General features: G+C 70.6%; 16 protein-coding genes, 1 tRNA gene and 1 pseudogene. 2 read left to right on the plus strand and 16 right to left on the minus strand.

Features of this window, described 5'->3' with window-relative positions:
* From rpmC to EXE50_RS12250, 10 genes and pseudogenes are all read right to left on the minus strand, one after another.
* Complete coding sequence (gene rpmC / locus EXE50_RS12205; RefSeq protein WP_121563060.1) at positions 1–219, minus strand: 50S ribosomal protein L29; 219 nt, start codon at positions 217–219, stop codon at positions 1–3.
* Complete coding sequence (locus tag EXE50_RS12210) at positions 220–1,164, minus strand: 30S ribosomal protein S3 (RefSeq protein ID WP_053770518.1); 945 nt, start codon at positions 1,162–1,164, stop codon at positions 220–222. It lies immediately after the preceding gene.
* Positions 1,164–1,628: a 50S ribosomal protein L22 gene (locus EXE50_RS12215; RefSeq protein WP_053770517.1), complete on the minus strand. Its 465-nt coding sequence runs from the start codon at positions 1,626–1,628 to the stop codon at positions 1,164–1,166. The genes EXE50_RS12210 and EXE50_RS12215 overlap by 1 nt, the downstream gene beginning before the upstream one ends.
* A 3-nt stretch (positions 1,629–1,631) precedes the next feature.
* Positions 1,632–2,057 carry a 30S ribosomal protein S19 gene (locus EXE50_RS12220; RefSeq protein ID WP_053770516.1) on the minus strand — a complete coding sequence of 142 codons (426 nt, stop codon included), beginning with the start codon at positions 2,055–2,057 and terminating at the stop codon, positions 1,632–1,634.
* A complete protein-coding gene (locus EXE50_RS12225) occupies positions 2,054–2,776 on the minus strand; it encodes a 50S ribosomal protein L2 (protein ID WP_049897897.1) in 723 nt (240 codons plus the stop codon). Before EXE50_RS12225 ends, EXE50_RS12220 begins: the two co-directional genes overlap by 4 nt.
* 1 nt (position 2,777) lies before the next feature.
* Complete coding sequence (locus EXE50_RS12230) at positions 2,778–3,032, minus strand: 50S ribosomal protein L23 (protein ID WP_053770515.1); 255 nt, start codon at positions 3,030–3,032, stop codon at positions 2,778–2,780.
* Positions 3,029–3,775, minus strand: a complete 747-nt coding sequence (rpl4p, locus tag EXE50_RS12235) for a 50S ribosomal protein L4 (RefSeq protein WP_053770514.1) — start codon at positions 3,773–3,775, stop codon at positions 3,029–3,031. The genes EXE50_RS12230 and rpl4p overlap by 4 nt, the downstream gene beginning before the upstream one ends.
* 3 nt (positions 3,776–3,778) lie before the next feature.
* Complete coding sequence (locus EXE50_RS12240) at positions 3,779–4,795, minus strand: 50S ribosomal protein L3 (RefSeq protein ID WP_137705196.1); 1,017 nt, start codon at positions 4,793–4,795, stop codon at positions 3,779–3,781.
* 4 nt (positions 4,796–4,799) lie between these two features.
* On the minus strand, positions 4,800–5,666 hold the full coding sequence (locus EXE50_RS12245; protein ID WP_053770982.1) for a putative RNA uridine N3 methyltransferase: 867 nt from the start codon (positions 5,664–5,666) through the stop codon (positions 4,800–4,802).
* A 170-nt stretch (positions 5,667–5,836) separates the two neighbouring features.
* Positions 5,837–7,129, minus strand: a pseudogene (locus tag EXE50_RS12250) (PQQ-dependent sugar dehydrogenase).
* A 107-nt stretch (positions 7,130–7,236) separates the two neighbouring features.
* Here EXE50_RS12250 and EXE50_RS12255 point away from each other — a divergent pair.
* Positions 7,237–7,307: transfer RNA gene (locus tag EXE50_RS12255), tRNA-Gly, on the plus strand.
* A 439-nt stretch (positions 7,308–7,746) separates the two neighbouring features.
* A complete protein-coding gene (locus EXE50_RS12260) occupies positions 7,747–8,589 on the plus strand; it encodes an aldo/keto reductase (protein WP_137705197.1) in 843 nt (280 codons plus the stop codon).
* Between the two features lie 11 nt (positions 8,590–8,600).
* Here EXE50_RS12260 and gfo6 read toward each other — a convergent pair whose 3' ends face one another.
* The 6 genes from gfo6 to EXE50_RS12290 all read right to left on the minus strand — a co-directional run bounded on the left by gfo6 (position 8,601) and on the right by EXE50_RS12290 (position 14,863).
* Positions 8,601–9,698, minus strand: coding sequence for a D-xylose 1-dehydrogenase Gfo6 (gfo6, locus tag EXE50_RS12265; RefSeq protein WP_137705198.1), 1,098 nt, complete (start codon positions 9,696–9,698; stop codon positions 8,601–8,603).
* A gap of 75 nt (positions 9,699–9,773) precedes the next feature.
* Complete coding sequence (locus EXE50_RS12270) at positions 9,774–10,343, minus strand: redoxin domain-containing protein (protein ID WP_137705199.1); 570 nt, start codon at positions 10,341–10,343, stop codon at positions 9,774–9,776.
* Position 10,344: 1 nt separating this feature from the next.
* On the minus strand, positions 10,345–12,156 hold the full coding sequence (locus tag EXE50_RS12275) for an acyl-CoA carboxylase subunit beta (RefSeq protein WP_053770508.1): 1,812 nt from the start codon (positions 12,154–12,156) through the stop codon (positions 10,345–10,347).
* Between the two features lie 99 nt (positions 12,157–12,255).
* The gene (locus EXE50_RS12280) at positions 12,256–13,152 is read right to left on the minus strand and encodes a class 1 fructose-bisphosphatase (protein ID WP_053770507.1); all 897 of its coding nucleotides are present in this window, start codon (positions 13,150–13,152) and stop codon (positions 12,256–12,258) included.
* Entirely contained in the window at positions 13,152–13,955 is an 804-nt protein-coding gene (locus EXE50_RS12285) for a class I fructose-bisphosphate aldolase (RefSeq protein WP_121600031.1), read from the minus strand. The genes EXE50_RS12280 and EXE50_RS12285 overlap by 1 nt, the downstream gene beginning before the upstream one ends.
* Before the next feature lie 197 nt (positions 13,956–14,152).
* Positions 14,153–14,863 carry a helix-hairpin-helix domain-containing protein gene (locus EXE50_RS12290; protein ID WP_053770505.1) on the minus strand — a complete coding sequence of 237 codons (711 nt, stop codon included), beginning with the start codon at positions 14,861–14,863 and terminating at the stop codon, positions 14,153–14,155.
* Positions 14,864–14,886: the final 23 nt, after the last annotated feature.

Raw genomic sequence — 14,886 nt, forward strand, 5'->3', positions numbered from 1 at the left:
TTACTGTTCCTCGTCGTCGAAGTCGCCTTCTTCCGCCTGGATCGTCTTGATCCGCGCGATGGTCTTCTTCAGCTCGTTGACGCGGCCCGGGCTCTCCGGCATGCCGCCGGCCGCCCGCTGCGCCTTCGAGTTGAGCAGCTCGGTCTCGAGCTCCTCGAGTTCGACCTGCCGCTCCGCCGCGGTCATGTCGCGGATCTCGTCGGTGTAGAGGATCGCCATTTACTCGTCCCCCTCGTCTTCCTCGTCGGCCGCCTCCATCTCCGCGACGAGGTCGGCCGCCTCGGACTCGATCTCTTCGTCGAGGTCGTCGAGCTCGTCGGCGTCGACGTCCTCGTCGACCGGTTCCTCCGCGGCGACGTCGGTCGCCTCGGCGGCCGTCTCCTGGGTCTCCTCGACGACCTCTTCGACGACCTCCTCGTCGATGACCTCCGCGGGGTCCTCGTCGGGGACGTCGACGTCGGCGTCGCCACCCACGTCCGGGACCTCGTCGGGGTCCTCTTCGAGGAGCGACTCGACGCCCTCGTCGGCGTCGGCGTCGACCGCCGCCTGCTCGACCTCCGGGACCTCGGCGTCCTCGCGGACCTGGAAGTCGTCCGGGAGCGTCGCACCCGGCGGGATGATCTTGACGTTGACGCCGATCGTCCCGAGCTTCATGACGGCGACGCCCTGGCCGTGGTCGACGACCTCCTCTGCGGGCTCGCCGTTGTGCTTGATGTAGCCGCGGTTGAATTTCTCGACGCGCGAGCGCGCACCGGTGACCTTCCCGGACAGGACGATCTCGGCGCCCAGCGCGCCCGCGTCCATGATGCGGTCGATCGTGGTGTGACCGGCCTTCCGGAAGTACCAGCCGCGTTCGAGGGCGTTCGCGAGACGGTCCGCGACGATCTGGGCGTTCAGGTCGGGCTCGTCGACCTCCTGAACGTCGATCTGCGGGTCGTCCATGTCGAAGCGCTCCTCGAGCTCGGTGGTGATCTTGCGGATGTTCTTCCCGCCCTTCCCGATCACCATGCCGGGCTTTTCGGCCTTCAGGACGATCTGGGTGCCCATCGGCGTCTGGGCGACGTCCATCCCGCCGTAGCCGGCGCGGCCGAGCTCGTCCGCGAAGAACTCGTTGATCTGGGAACGGCGAAGGCCGTCCTCGATGAATTGGTGTTCGTCAGCCATTAGTTGTCAGCCTCCGGCTCCTCGATGATCAGTTCGACGTCCGCGAGCGTGGTGTTCCACTCCGTCGCGCCCGCGGCGCGGGGGTTCCGGCCGGGTCGCTCGCCGACCTTGTGGGGGGCCACGTGTTTGATGACCATCTCCTCGCCGTCGAACCCCTGTTCGTCGGCGTTGTTCTTGACGTTCTCCAAGAGCTTGAGGAAGTCCTTGGCGGCCTTCTCGGGGTACCGTCCCGCGTCCCAGCCGTCGACGTCGGAGCGGTGTCCCGCGCCGGCGTTGTGCTGGCGCATCGGGACGGACGACTCCTCGTCGATGACCTCCTGGAGGAACTCCTCCGCGTCGGCGACCGTCTCGCCTTTGATCTCTCGGGAGATCTCCTTGCTGTCCTTCACGCTGATGGGCCGGTCGCGGAGCATCCCCTTGGCGGTGGTCTCCGGGTCGGCCTCGACGCTGTAGTTGATTCCCATGGGTTACTTGAGGGGCACGAACTTCGAGGACCGGGTCGCGCCGATGCCGGCCTGACCGTGTTCGACGGTGCTTCGGGTGAGGTGGAACTCACCGAGGTAGTGCCCGATCATCTCGGGTTCGACCTGAACGCGCTCGAAGCTGTGTCCGTTGTACACGGCGAAGGTGACGCCGACGAACTCCGGCAGGACCGGCATGTCGCGCAGGTGCGTCCGGATCGGGTCGTCCGCCGTCGTCTCCTTGTCGCGGCTCCGGACCGTCTCCAGCAGCTTCTGCTGTTCGGTGCTGAGACCGCGAACGATGCTTCGCCGCTGGCGTGCGGGGAGCAGTTCCGCGACCTCCTCTACGTCCATCTCCTGCAGCTCGTCGAGCGAGTGACCGCGGTAGGCGAACTCCTTGCCCTCGCGGCCGGTTCGGTAGTCTGAACTCATTTGTTGCCACCTCGTCCGGTGCGCTTGGATGCGATGTCACCGACCTTGCGTCCCGGCGGGGCGTCCCGCGAGACGGACTTCGGCTGGCCGGGGTGTTGGCGACCACCGCCACCGAAGGGGTGGTCGACGGCGTTCATCGCGACGCCGCGCACGCGCGGATACTTGGTGCCGCGCGCTTTCATCTTGTGGTGCTTGTTGCCGGCCTTGACGAAGGGCTTCTCCGTCCGGCCGCCGCCCGCGACCACGCCGATCGTGGCGCGGCACTGGGGGTCGAGTCGCTTCACTTCGCCGCTGGGGAGCTGGACGACCGCGACGTCGCGGTCGTGGGTGAGAAGCGTCGCGGACACGCCGGAGGCGCGCGCGAACTTCCCGCCGTCCCCGCGGTTGCTCTCGACGTTACACACGGGTACGCCCTCGGGGATCTCCGCCAGCGGGAGCGTGTTGCCCGGCTTGATCTCCGCCGAGACGCCGACCTGGATCGTCTCGCCGACGCGCACGCCTTCCGGGGCGAGCACGAGGCGACGGTCGTCGTCCTCGAACTCGACCTCCGCGAGGGGGGCCGAGCGGGCCGGGTCGTGTTCGATCCCGACGATCTCGCCGGTGATCGTGTCCACGTCTTCGAGCTTCTTGTGCGACAGTTCCGCCTTGTAACGGTGCGAGGGGGCCCGGAACGTCGGGCCGCCGCGTCCGCGCCGTTGTCCTTGGATTCGTCGTCCCATCTCAGAACACCCCGATGCGCGAGGCGATTTCGGTCGCGTCGTCGTCCTCCGACAGGGTGACGATCGCCTTCTTCTCGCCCTGCGGCGTCACCTGCGTGTTGACGTTCGCGACGCCCACGTCGTAGCGCTCGGCGACCTCGGAGGTGATCTCCGGCTTGGTCGCGTCGACGTCGACGAGGAACAGCAGCTTGTTGTTGAAGTCCATCTCGTTCATCGCCTGCTCGGTGACGATCGGATGCTCGATGATCGAGTTCATCGGTCGGCCACCTCCGCGACGGCGCTTTCGGTCCACAGCGTGAGTCGGCCCGGATGCGCGCCCGGCGCGAGGTCCTCGGCGTTGACCTCGCGAGCGGTCGCGACGTCGACGCCCGCGAGGTTGCGGGCGGCGCGGGACGGCTCCTCGCTGGTGACGACGAGGACGGACTTCGGCTGGCGGTACTTGCGGCCGCGGGCCTTCCCCTGTCCGGCGCGGACGGAGCGGCCCTCCTCGGCGCGCTCGATGTCGGCGTCGACGCCGACGGCCTCGAGGACGCCCAGGGCCTCCTGGGTCTTCTTCAGGTCCTCGAACTCGTCGCTCACGACGAGCGGGAGGTCGAGGTCCTCGTCGAACGCGTGACCGCGCTCGGCGACGAGCTCGGCGTCGGTCGTGGCCGCGATGGCCGACCGGATGGCGAGCTGTCGCTCCTTGTCGTTCAGTTGCTTCGACTGGTCCTTCTCGGCCTTCGGCGGGTGCGCGGCGCGGCCCGACACGGCGTGCGGGACGCGGCGGGCGACGTTCTCCTGTCGCGGCACGTGCGCGAGCCCGCGCCCGGAGCCGAACGACTCGGCGGGCGTCCGCAGCCCGGCGAACTCGTCTGCCCCGTAGGCCTGCTTCCGGTTTGCCTGGGCGGCGCCGACCGCGCGACCGATGAGGTCCGGTCGGAACGCGGTCTCGAAGACGGCCGGCAGCTCGATGCTGCCCGCCTCGTCGCCGTCCAGGTCGTGTACTGTTGCGTTCATTGGTTATCCCTGGTTGGATTCGGTGGAAACGTACCGGACCTCGGGGTCGAGGCGCGGCTGGTCGTTCGGCCGGATGGCCGGGCGGAACCGCAGCAGACGCTGGTCCGGTCCGGGCAGCGAGCCCTTGATGAGCGCGTACTCGCCGTCGACCTCGCCGTAGTTGACGAAGCCGCCGTCGACGGAGGCGTCCGACCCCTCGCCGAAGTCGATGAGGCGCTTGTTGAGCTCGGTGCGCTGGTGGTAGCCGGTCTGGCCCTGCTGGGGCACGGTGGAGCGGACGCGGGAGGGGTTCCACGGACCGAGGTTGCCGATCCGGCGCCGCCATCCCTGGCGGGCGTGTTTGCCCTTCCGCTTCTGAACGCCCCAGCGCTTGACGGGACCCTGCGTCCCCTTCCCCTTCGTGATGCCGGAGACGTCGGTGTACTGCCCGGCGCGGAAGACGTCGCCGAACTCGTGGGCGCCGCCCTCGGCGACCAGGTCCAGCGCGAAGTCGGCGCGCTCCTCGAGGGAGCCGCCGCCGACGCGCGTCTCCATGACGTCGGGCTTCTTCTTGGGGACGTTCGAGAGCTCCGAGGGCGCCGTGTGCGTGATGACGCGCACGTCGTCGACGACGCCGTCGTCGAGCAGCGCGCGCAGCTCGTCGGCGTTCTCCTCGAAGGTGTCTTCCGCCGGCAGGTCGAGCGCGCGGTCGAGCTCCTCGTGGAACTCGGTCGCCCAGACCTCTTCGACCGGCTTCTGTCCGTACGGCGTGTCCTCGTAGGCTCGGACTGCGACGGCGTACATCGGCGGCGTCTCGACGACGGTGACGGGGACGGCCTCCTCCATCCCTTCACGCGGCGAGTTCGCCTCGTCGTTGACCATCATGACGTGGGTCATCCCGGCCTTGTAGCCGGCGAATCCCTGCAGCGCAGGGGCCCCGTCGTCGTCTGGCCACGAACGGATGCGCGGCACCTCGCTGTCTGCGCGGGTGCGCGGGCCGTAGCCCAGCGAGCCTTTTCGTGGTCGGCTTGGTTGTGGCATGTGTTTACTCCGTGAGTGTGAGCGAGCCGAGGGTCGCGAACAGAGCCTCCTCCGTCCGGACGACCTCGCTCGCTTGTGCCGGGATCGTGTTCAGCCAGAGGTCGAACCCCGGATCGGGTTCGACCGAGCGGCCGTCGGCGACGGCCGCCCGAATGCGGTCGGGCGAGAGCCCGAGCATCTCCGGAAGCCCCCGCTCGGGCGCGCCGAAGGCGACGGTGTAGCCGCCGGCCTCCCGCGCGTCCGAGACGAGGTCGCCGAGCCGCGAGACGGAGAGTTCCGCCCCGTGTCGCGACGTCGCGACGGCCAGTCCGTCGCCGGCGAGCGCTTCCGACAGGTCCGCGGCCACGACCTGGAAGCCGACCTCCGGCTTCCCGGTGATGCGGGCGCGGACCGGTTCTCTCGAAGAGACCCTGATGGTGACGCGCTCCCCCCGCTCGACCTCCATTCCGGAGGGGACGAGCAGGGAGATCGGGTGTTCCCGCAGCGGGGAATTGACCCGGACGCGGCCTTCAGGTCCGACCTCGGTCACGAGTCCCTGTGTTTTCGACTCTCCCCCGCTAGGGGTCGAGCCGGTCCGCCACGGCACGCGGAGCGGGGGAAGCACGCCGACGTACCGGAGCTCGTCGCGTTGCCCCCAGAGGTCCTTTCGGAGCTCCGGCGGCGTCGCGGCGTACCCCAGTACGGTGCGGACGTACTCCCCGCCCCGTCGACCCTCGCCTTCCCTGTCGGGGAAGACGGCGAGCCGATCCGCCCGGAACACCGCCGCCGCACGGGCGACGTAGCCGAGTTTGCGAGTCGCCTCGCGGTCGTCCTCGGCCTCCCGGACGAGCGAAGACGGAACACATATCGTGAGCCCGTCTTCGGTACGCATCGTGGCGAGACTGTACCCCTCGATTTCAGACGGCACCGTAAAAGGATAGCGGTCCCGATTTCGGGCTGTGCCGCGTTCACACGGGGTTTGGCGCGGGATCTGGCCTCCGAATCGTGCCAACCGTCACCGCGGTGACCGGGACCGATCCCGAACGACCCGAGCGGTCGAGGTCACGCCGGGACGATCCGGGCGACCGGCGCGTCGCCGGCGTCGACCGCGACGTAGAGGTGCCCGGTCTCGGGCTCGACCGCGACCGCGCGCATGCGCCACTCCCGGTCGTCGAGCAGCGGTTCGCGCTCGGTCACGACCGCGTCCTGTCCGTCGCCGTCGACGGTGAACCGCCCGAGGTACTGCGCCGCGAGCGTGCCCGCGAACAGGTCCCCGCGCCACTCTGGGAACGCGTCGCCGTCGTAGAAGACCGCGCCGCTCGGCGGGAAGCCCCCGGAACCGCACGGCCAGTAGTGGACCGGCGCGGTCACGCCGTCGCGCTCGCCGTGCCCCGGCGCGACCGGATCGTCGGTCCCGTACCGGCACGCCTCGCTGGCGACCGGCCAGCCGTAGTTGCCGCCGGCCTCGATCACGTTGATCTCGTCGCCGTCGCGCTCGCCGTGCTCGCACTGCCAGACCGCGCCCGTCTCGGGCCGCACCGCCATCGCCTGCGGGTTCCGGTGCCCGTAGCTGTACAGCGCGTCCGCGGCGTCCGCGTCGCCGGCGAAGGGGTTCTCGGGGTGGGGGTCGCCGTCGGGCGTCAGCCGCAGCGTCGCGCCCAGGTCGTTCGAGCGGTCCTGCGAGACGTGGTCCGGTCCGAAGTCGGTGTCGCGGCGGTCGCCGACGGTGACGAACAGCGCGCCGTCGGGGCCGAACGTCACCCGCGACCCGAAGTGGAGATCCGTGCCGCGGAACGGCTCGGCGACGAACAGCGCCTCGAACCCGTCGAGCGCGGGCGCGTCGCCGTCGAGCGAGAGCCGGCCGGCGCCGAGGTGAGTGGTCGCGCCCTCCGCGCCGTCGCCGGCCGGGCTGTCCGCGGCGCGCGCCGAGTACGTCAGGTACACGCGCGGGTCGGCGGGGTAGTCGGGGTGGACCGCGACGTCGAGCAGGCCGCCCTGTCCCGCCGCGAACACCTCGGGCGCGCCCGCGATCGACTCCATCGTCCCGTCAGCGGGGTCGGCGAGCGAGAGCCGCCCCGGGCGCTCGGTGACGAGCAGGCGACCGTCGCCGGGCAGGAACGCGAGCCCCCACGGGTTCTCGAACCCCTCGGCGACATGTTCGACGTCGTAGTCCACGTCGCCGCCGTCGTCCGGCAGAGGGTCCTCGTCGGGGGCGTCGCTCCCGTCGTCGTTGGGGCCGCTTCCGGTTCCGTCGCCGAGACAGCCCGAGAGCGTCTAGAGGGCGGCGGCGCCGGTGAGCCCGCCGGCCGCGCGGAGGGCGGTGCGTCTGTCGATGCGGTCGGAAGAGTCGGGCATCGTTCGAGTTCGGATCGACGTGGGGGCGCGACGCCGATGACCCTTCCGCCGGCGCTCGTTCGGAACCCTTATATCTCCGACCCGGGCTACAATCGGATGCGAAGCACGCACCGGTAGTGTAGTGGTATCACGCAACCTTGCCATGGTTGCAACCCGAGTTCAAATCTCGGCCGGTGCATTTTGCGAACGAAGTGAGCAAAATCACCGAGAGAGATTTGAACGCTATCAGTCGCGCGCAGTGAACGCAGTGAGCGAGCACGTCTGATTCTGAGTTCAAATCTCGGCCGGTGCATCTTCTCGCTGCGCTCGAAGATCCACCGGCCTGACTCCCGCTCGCGGGAGTCTCGGCCGGTGCCGTTCCTAATTACATAAGTCGAACCGAGAGGGATTCCTGCCGGTCGCAACAACCCGAATAGTTAGGCCTCTCGCGGCACCGCACAGCACCTCACGCCTCCCCAGCCTCGTCAGTCCCCGTCGCTTCGCTCCGGCGACTGACTCCCTCGCACGCGCCGCTCGCGCCCGGCGGGCGCTCACGGGCGCGCGCCACGGCGTCGTTTTGATCGGGGCATCGTTCCCCGACCGGTAGTTTCAATCGGCGATCCGCCGAAGCCGTTCGCGTGACCGTTCCAACGAAGACGCTCCCGAGCGGCGCAGAGCTGCCGGCGCTCGGACTCGGCACGTACGACCTCGACGACGGCGAGACCGTCGACAGCGTCCGCGCGGCGCTCGACGCGGGCTACGGCCACATCGACACGGCCGAGGGGTACAAAAACGAGGAGGCCATCGGCGACGCCCTCGCGGCGGGCGGCGTCGACCGCGACGACGTGTTCCTCACCTCGAAGGTGCTCGCGAAGAACCTCAACTACGAGTCGGTGATCGCATCGTGCGAGGCGTCGCTCGACCGCCTCGGGGTCGAGTACCTCGACCTGTACCTGATCCACTGGCCGAACCCCGCCATCTCGCTGCGCGAGACGCTCCGCGCGATGGCCGAGCTTCGTGACCGCAGGCTCGTCCGCGACATCGGCGTCTCGAACTTCAGCGCGTACCAGCTCAGCTGCGCGCACCACATCTCGGACGCCCCCATCGCGGTGAACCAGATCGAGTTCCACCCGTGGTTCCAGCGCCCGGACCTCGTCGAGTACTGCCGCGAGATCGACACCGTGGTCGAGGCGGCGGCGCCGCTCGCGCGGACGGACGTGTTCGGCGACGAGGTCGTCGCGGAACTGGCCGAGAAGTACGACAGGCATCCCGCGCAGGTCGTCGTGCGGTGGGCGATCGACCGCGGCGTCGTCCCGCTCCCGCGCTCGTCGACTCCCGAACACGTCCGGGCCAACGCCGAGATGGACTGGGAGCTGGACGACGCCGATCGGCGGCGGCTTGACGGGCGCGACCGGGATCGGCCGGTGTACGACACCCCGGCCCGTGACTGGACGAGCGACGTGTACGGGATCGAGCAGTAGCGGGCCCGAGGTTACGCCGCGTCGCCGAGCGCGACCGGCTCGCCCGTCTCGGCCGACTCGTAGACGGCGGCGAGCGCGCGGCTGTCGGTGAGCGCGTGCTCGCCGTCGGCGTGGAACGGCTCGCCCGCGAGCAGCTGGTGGCCGAAGTACCCGAACTCCGCTTCGATCTGGTGGACCTGGTCGAACTCCACGTCGACCCGGGTGCCGTCCCGGACGACGGCGAAGCCGCGGTCCTCGCGCTCGTAGAACGCCGGGTCCAAGATCAGTCTGGCGTCCGTGCCGGTGACCTCCAGCCGGCTCGCGTGTTGGGCGTTCTGACTCACCGAACACTGCGCGTCGACGCCGCCGGGGAACTCCAGCCTGAAGGTCGCGTGCTCGTCGACGTCGGCGAACGCCGCGTGCTCCGAGCGCGTGCGGCCCGACACGCGAACCGGGTCCTCGCGGAGCGCGAACCGGGTCGTGTTGATCGGGTACACCCCCAGGTCCATGACCGCGCAGCCGCCGGAGCGGTCCGGGTCGAGCCGCCACTGGTCGTGGTCGCCGCCGAGCTCGCCGAGCATCGTCTGCGTCATCGTCGCGTGGACGCCGACCACGTCGCCCGCGACGCCCGCGTCGATGAGGTCGCGGAGCCGCCGGACGGCCGGATCCGTCTGCATCCGGTAGCCGACCATCAGCGGCACGTCGGCGTCGCGGCACGCCGCCACGAGCCGGCGCGCTCGCTCCGGCGTCGCCTCCAGCGGCTTCTCGCAGAGGACCGCCTTCCCCTGGTCGGCGGCGGCCTCGACGTACTCCAGGTGGGTCGCGTTCGGCGTCGCGACGTACACCGCGTCGTATGCGTCCGCGACCGCGCCGGCGCGGAACTCGTCGGGCGTCACGCCGGTCGCCTCGCGCTCGGCGGCGACCGCCTCGACGGCGGCGGCGTCGACGTCGGTGACGACGGTCGCCTCGGTGTACGCCGACCGCGCGATCCCCGGCAGCGCCCACTCCCGGGCGAACCAGCCGAGCCCGACGACCGCGACGCGGACCGGGTCAGTGACGGCGGCCGGGTCGAGCGTCTCCCAGTCCCGGCGCGTGAACTCGTCGAGGTACTCCGCGAAGGCGGCTTCCATGCCGACCCCTCGGCGCGGGGGCGTCAAATAACCACGGCGACGCCGTCCGCCGGCGGGCGTCCGGGCCCGCGCCGCTCACCACTCCCCGTCGTAGTCCACCCGCGGCCGCGCGGCGTCGACCCCGAGGTCGCGGAGCGCCCCGGTCGCGCGCTCGACGGGCGCGGGGTCGACGCGGTCGAGCGCGTCGTCGGCCGCCGCCGCGAACCGGACCGTCCAGTCGCCGTCGACCACGACCGCCGCGCGGCGCGGGACGTCCGAGTGGCCCTCCCACGAGTCGGCGAGCAGGTCGTACGACTCGGCCGCGCCGCCGTGGAAGTCGGCGACGACCGGGAATGAGAGGTCGAACCGGTCGGCGTACGCGAACGCGGCGTACAGCGAGTCGCCGGTGAGCGCGACGACGGCGAGGTCGTCGCGGTCGTCCCAGCCGGCGTCGCGGACGGCGGCGAGCTCGGCCGTACACGTCGGGACGAACGTCGCGGGCGCGAACAGGAGCGCGACCGCGTCGTGCGCCTCGACGAGCCGGAACAGCGCGAGTTCGACGGCGGCGCGGTCCGCGGAGCCGTCGCCGACCGCGTCCCGCCCGGCCGGTCCGACCGCGACCGCCGGCGCGGCGAAGTCGGGCGCGGTGGCCCCCTCGTCGATCACGTCACAGCACCGTCCCGTGTTTCTTGTCGGGCAGGTCCTTCCGAACGTCCTCATAGAAGTCGAACCGCGCGGCCAACTCGGCGCGGAGGTCGGACGGGGGAACGATCTCGTCGATCACGACCTCGCTGGCCATCCGGTGGACGTCGATCCCCTCGCGGTACTCCTCGCGCAGGCGCCGTTCCTCGGCCGCGCGCTCCTCCGGATCGTCTATCTCGGCGAGCTTCCGAGCGTAGACGGCGTTGATCGCGGCCTCGGGACCCATGATCCCGATCTCGCCGGACGGGAGACCGATGACGCTCTCCGGGTCGTAAGCGGGCCCGCCCATCGCGTAGATCCCCGCGCCGTACGCCTTCCGGACCACGACGGTCTGCTTCGGCACCGTCGCCGAGGAGGTGGCGTAGATCATCTTCTTGCCCTTCTCTAAGATCGCGTCCTTCTCGACCTGCGAGCCGGCCATGAAGCCGGGCGTATCACAGAGGTACAGTATGGGGATCTCGTAGGCGTCGCAGGTCCAGATGAACTCGGCCGCCTTCTCGGCCGCGTCCGGGAAGATGGCGCCCGACCGCTCCGTCGGCTGGTTGGCGACGACGCCGACCGGCCGCCCGTCGATCCGGCAGAACGCCGTGACGATCTCCGGGCCGTACCCCTCCTTCAGCTCGAACACCGACTCGGCGTCGGCGATCCGGTCGAGGAGGTCGTGGGCGTCGTACGGCCGGTTCGGCGCCTCGGGGATCAGCTCGTCGATCCCGTCGGGCGAGTACTTCGGCGGCTTCGTCTCGCGCGTCGGGGGCTTCTCGCCGGCCCGGTCCGGGAGGTACCCGATCAGCTCGGCGACCAGCTCGCGGGCGTGCTCCTCGTCGCGCGCGATCAGGTCCGCAGAGCCGGACTCCTCGGCGTGGACGCGCGGGCCGCCGAGGTCGTCTAAGTCGATCTCCTCGCCGGTGACCATCTCGACCATCCGCGGGGAGGCGATCGCCATCGCGGACATCCCCTCGACCATCACGGTGAAGTCGGCGAAGACGGGGGTGTAGGCGGCGCCGGCGATACACGGCCCGTAGAGGACGCAGATCTGCGGCACCGCGCCGGACAGCATCGAGTGGTTGTAGTAGTACTTCCCGATCCCCTCGCGGTTGGCGAAGAAGCCGGTCTGCTGGTCGATCCGGCCGCCCGAGGAGTCCATCAGGTAGAGGACCGGGTTCCCCGTCTTCAGCGCGCGCTGTTGCATCCGGAGGAACTTCTCGACGCCCTTCGACGCCATCGACCCCGCCTTCACGGTGAAGTCGTTGGCCATGAAGTGCACGTCGCGGCCCTCGAACTCGGCGGCGCCCGTCAGCAGGCCGTCGCCCGGGAGGCGGTCGCCGCCCGCCTCGTTCCGCTCCCCGTCGTCGCCCGCGGGCGCGTCCGGGTGCCAGTCGTCGAAGGCGGCGAACTTCCCGTCCTCGAACGTCACGCCCGTCGGGTCGCCGTCGGCCGCGTCCGCGTCGCCGGCGCCGCGGGTCCCGCCCTCGCCGCCGAACCAGAGGTCGAGGCGGTCGCGGACGAACAGCTTCCCCTGCTCCGAGAGCCGGTCGCGGTACTTCTCCGGGCCGCCCTCGCGGATGTCGGCTATCTCGGCGCGGAGGTCGCGCTCGCGGTCGGTCGGCCCGAGGTCGTCGTCGAGCGGGTAGCTCGGTTCGGACGGCTCGGCGCTCGCGACCGGCGTCTCCCCGTCGCCGACGTGGACGTCGACGTCGACGCCGAGGTGTTCGGCGAGCGACTTCGCTATCGCTTCGGCCTCCTCGGGGGTCGCCGCCGCGCCGACGTGGACTTTCATGGACGCAAGATTTGCGGTAGATCCTAAACAGTTTTCCATGCGAGATTCGGCCCGGACCGCCGGGACCGCCCGCGCGGAGCCGCCGCCTCGGTCGCCGTCCTAGTCGCCGACCGCCGCCTCTAGCCGGTCGATCAGCGCCTCGTTGCCGACGTACAGCGGCGTGCGCTGGTGGACCGCCTCGGGCTCGACGTCGAGGATCGAACCGGTCCCGTCCGAGGAGGCCCCCCCGGCGCGCTCGATGACGTAGGCGATGGGGTTCGCCTCGAACTGGAGGCGGAGCTTCCCCTCCGGCGCGCTCCGGAGCGCGGGGTACGCGAACACCCCGCCGTAGGTGAGCACCTGGTTCACGTCGCCGACCATCGCGCCGCCGTAGCGGAGCTTCAGGTCGTCCTCGACCGCCCGGGCGTACGCGCGGAAGTCGGCGGGCCAGTCGGGGACGCGCCCGCCGAACCCGTAGACGGTCGGCGTCGCCGGGAGCGTCAGGTCGCCCTCGACGACCGAGCGCTCGACCCCGTCGCCGTCGGGCGCGCGCTCGACGACCTCCTCGCGGACGCCCGCCTCGTCGGCGACGACCATCGTCGTGATCGGCCCGTAGAGGACGTAGCCGGCCGCGACGAGGTCTCGGCCGCGCGCGGGCAGCGGGGCGTCGTACACCCCGACGACGGTCCCCATCGCGTTGTTCGACCGCAGGTTCGACGAGCCGTCGAGGGGGTCGATCGCCACGGCGTAGGCGTCGTCCGGCCCGCCCCCGACCGGGCCGCCCGCGTCGACCGCTTCCTCGCGCTCCTCGCTGACGAACGAGCCGACGCCGTCTATCGCGGTGAACGCGTCGCCGAGCAGCTCGTCGGCGTACAGGTCGCCCGCCAGCACCGACTCGCCGGAGGCGTTCTCCATCCCGCTCTCGACGCGCCGGCCGGGGAGCGCGGCGCGGATCTCGGGCGCGGTCGCCGCGACCGCGTCGAAGACGGCCGCGACGGTCGGGTCGGAGGAGGCCATCAGTCGTCGCTCTCGGCGATCGCCAGCGCCTCGGCCGGGTCGACCTCGTCGAAGATCACGGCCTCCAGCGCGTCGAGGATGCGCTCGGGCTCGTCGCGCTGGAAGACGTTGCGGCCGACGGCGATGCCGGTGGCGCCCGCGTCGATGGCGTTCGAGACGTTCCGGAGGAACGCCTTGTCGTCGCGCATCGTCCCGCCGGACATCACCACGTCGGCCGGCCCGGCCATCTCGACGGCGTCGCCCATCGCCTCGGCGGAGCCGGGGTACTTCACCTTCACCACGTCGGCGCCGAGCTCCAGGCCGAGCCGCGCGCCGTACGAGATGACGTCCGGGCTCCCGTCGTTGCGGAGCCCCTGTCCGCGCGGGTACGACCACATGACGACGGCCATGTCGTGTGCGCGGGCGCCCTCCTGGGCCTCGCGGAACTCCTCGGCCATCTCGACCTCGTGGTTCGACCCGCCGTAGACGGTGAACCCGACCGCGTCGGCGCCCAGCTCGGCCGCGTACTCCGCCGTACAGTTGACCGCGCTGTCCGGCTCGCCCATCCAGAGGTTCGAGGTCCCGTTGAGCTTCAACAGGAGGTTCACCTCGTCCTCGTAGTGGGGGTAGTACGCCTCCGCGAGCCCCTTCTGGACGGCCAGCGAGGTGACCGCCTCGTGGGTGGCGAGCTCGAAGACCCGCTCCGGGTCCGCCGTGTCCGGGTTCGGCTCGAAGTCGACCGGCCCGTGTTCGAGCCCGTGGTCGTACGCGAGGATGAGCGACTTGCCGTCGCGCGAGATGTCGTCGGCGGCGTGAGGAAGCATCGGGCTAATCATACGCACACATATATAAAAAGGACGGTGGTGAACGGCGACCGTTCCGTCGAGAGAGTGGCTAAAATGAGGCCGCTACTGCCCCTTCGCGTGGATATTAGATAACAATAACACTACGGGAATAGTAAATTTCTGGCCGTCATGAACGGTGTCTGAAACTCTTCGCAGCGGATCGCGGGCGGGGTGAGTCAGTGTTGGGCGTCGCGCGCCGCTGCGTGCCAGCGGTTGACACGGTCAGGGTCGAGCGCTAACACGTCGGCGACGCGGTCGGGATCCGCCGCTGCGAGGCTCCGGACGGAGTTGATCCCGGCGTCCGCCAGTAAGTCGACCGCGTTCCCGTCGGCGGCGACCGCCGAGAGCGTCGACAGCGGCGTCGGCGCTGACCGCTTGCGCCACGCCGCCTCGGCCGCGGCGGGGTCACCGCTTCCGTCGGCCGCCGCGGCGTCGTCGAGCGCGTCGTCGTCGTTCGGGGGAGCGTCGGCAGCGCCACCGACCGACGGCCAGTCGCCGGTTGCCTCCCAGTCGCCCGTAGTCGAGTCCGCACCGTCGCCCGCGTCGTCCGGTTCGGGGTCGACCGGTTCGGAGCCGTCGGACGCCCAGTCGCCGGCGCTGGCGGCCACCCAAGCCGCTTCCTCGCTGCCGAGTCCGCGGACCTGCGATGAGCGGCGGTCGAGTCCGTCGCCGGCCTCGAACGACCACGACAGGGAGTGCTCGCGACGGATCTTCGCCGCGACGCCGGGGTTCACGCCGGCGTCGACGAGGCCGCGGTACGAGACGCCTTTCTCTCGGAGTGTGGCGGCGGTCAGGTCGGCATCCGAGAGAACCCTCTCTGTCGCCGGCCCGATCCACTTGAGGTCGACGAGTTCTTCGCGCCCGCGGTCCGCGGCCTCGTCGTCCATCTCGATTTAAACTTAGCGGACGT

It is taken from the genome of Halorubrum sp. ARQ200 (assembly GCF_005435115.1).
GTDB classification, from domain to species: domain Archaea; phylum Halobacteriota; class Halobacteria; order Halobacteriales; family Haloferacaceae; genus Halorubrum; species Halorubrum tropicale.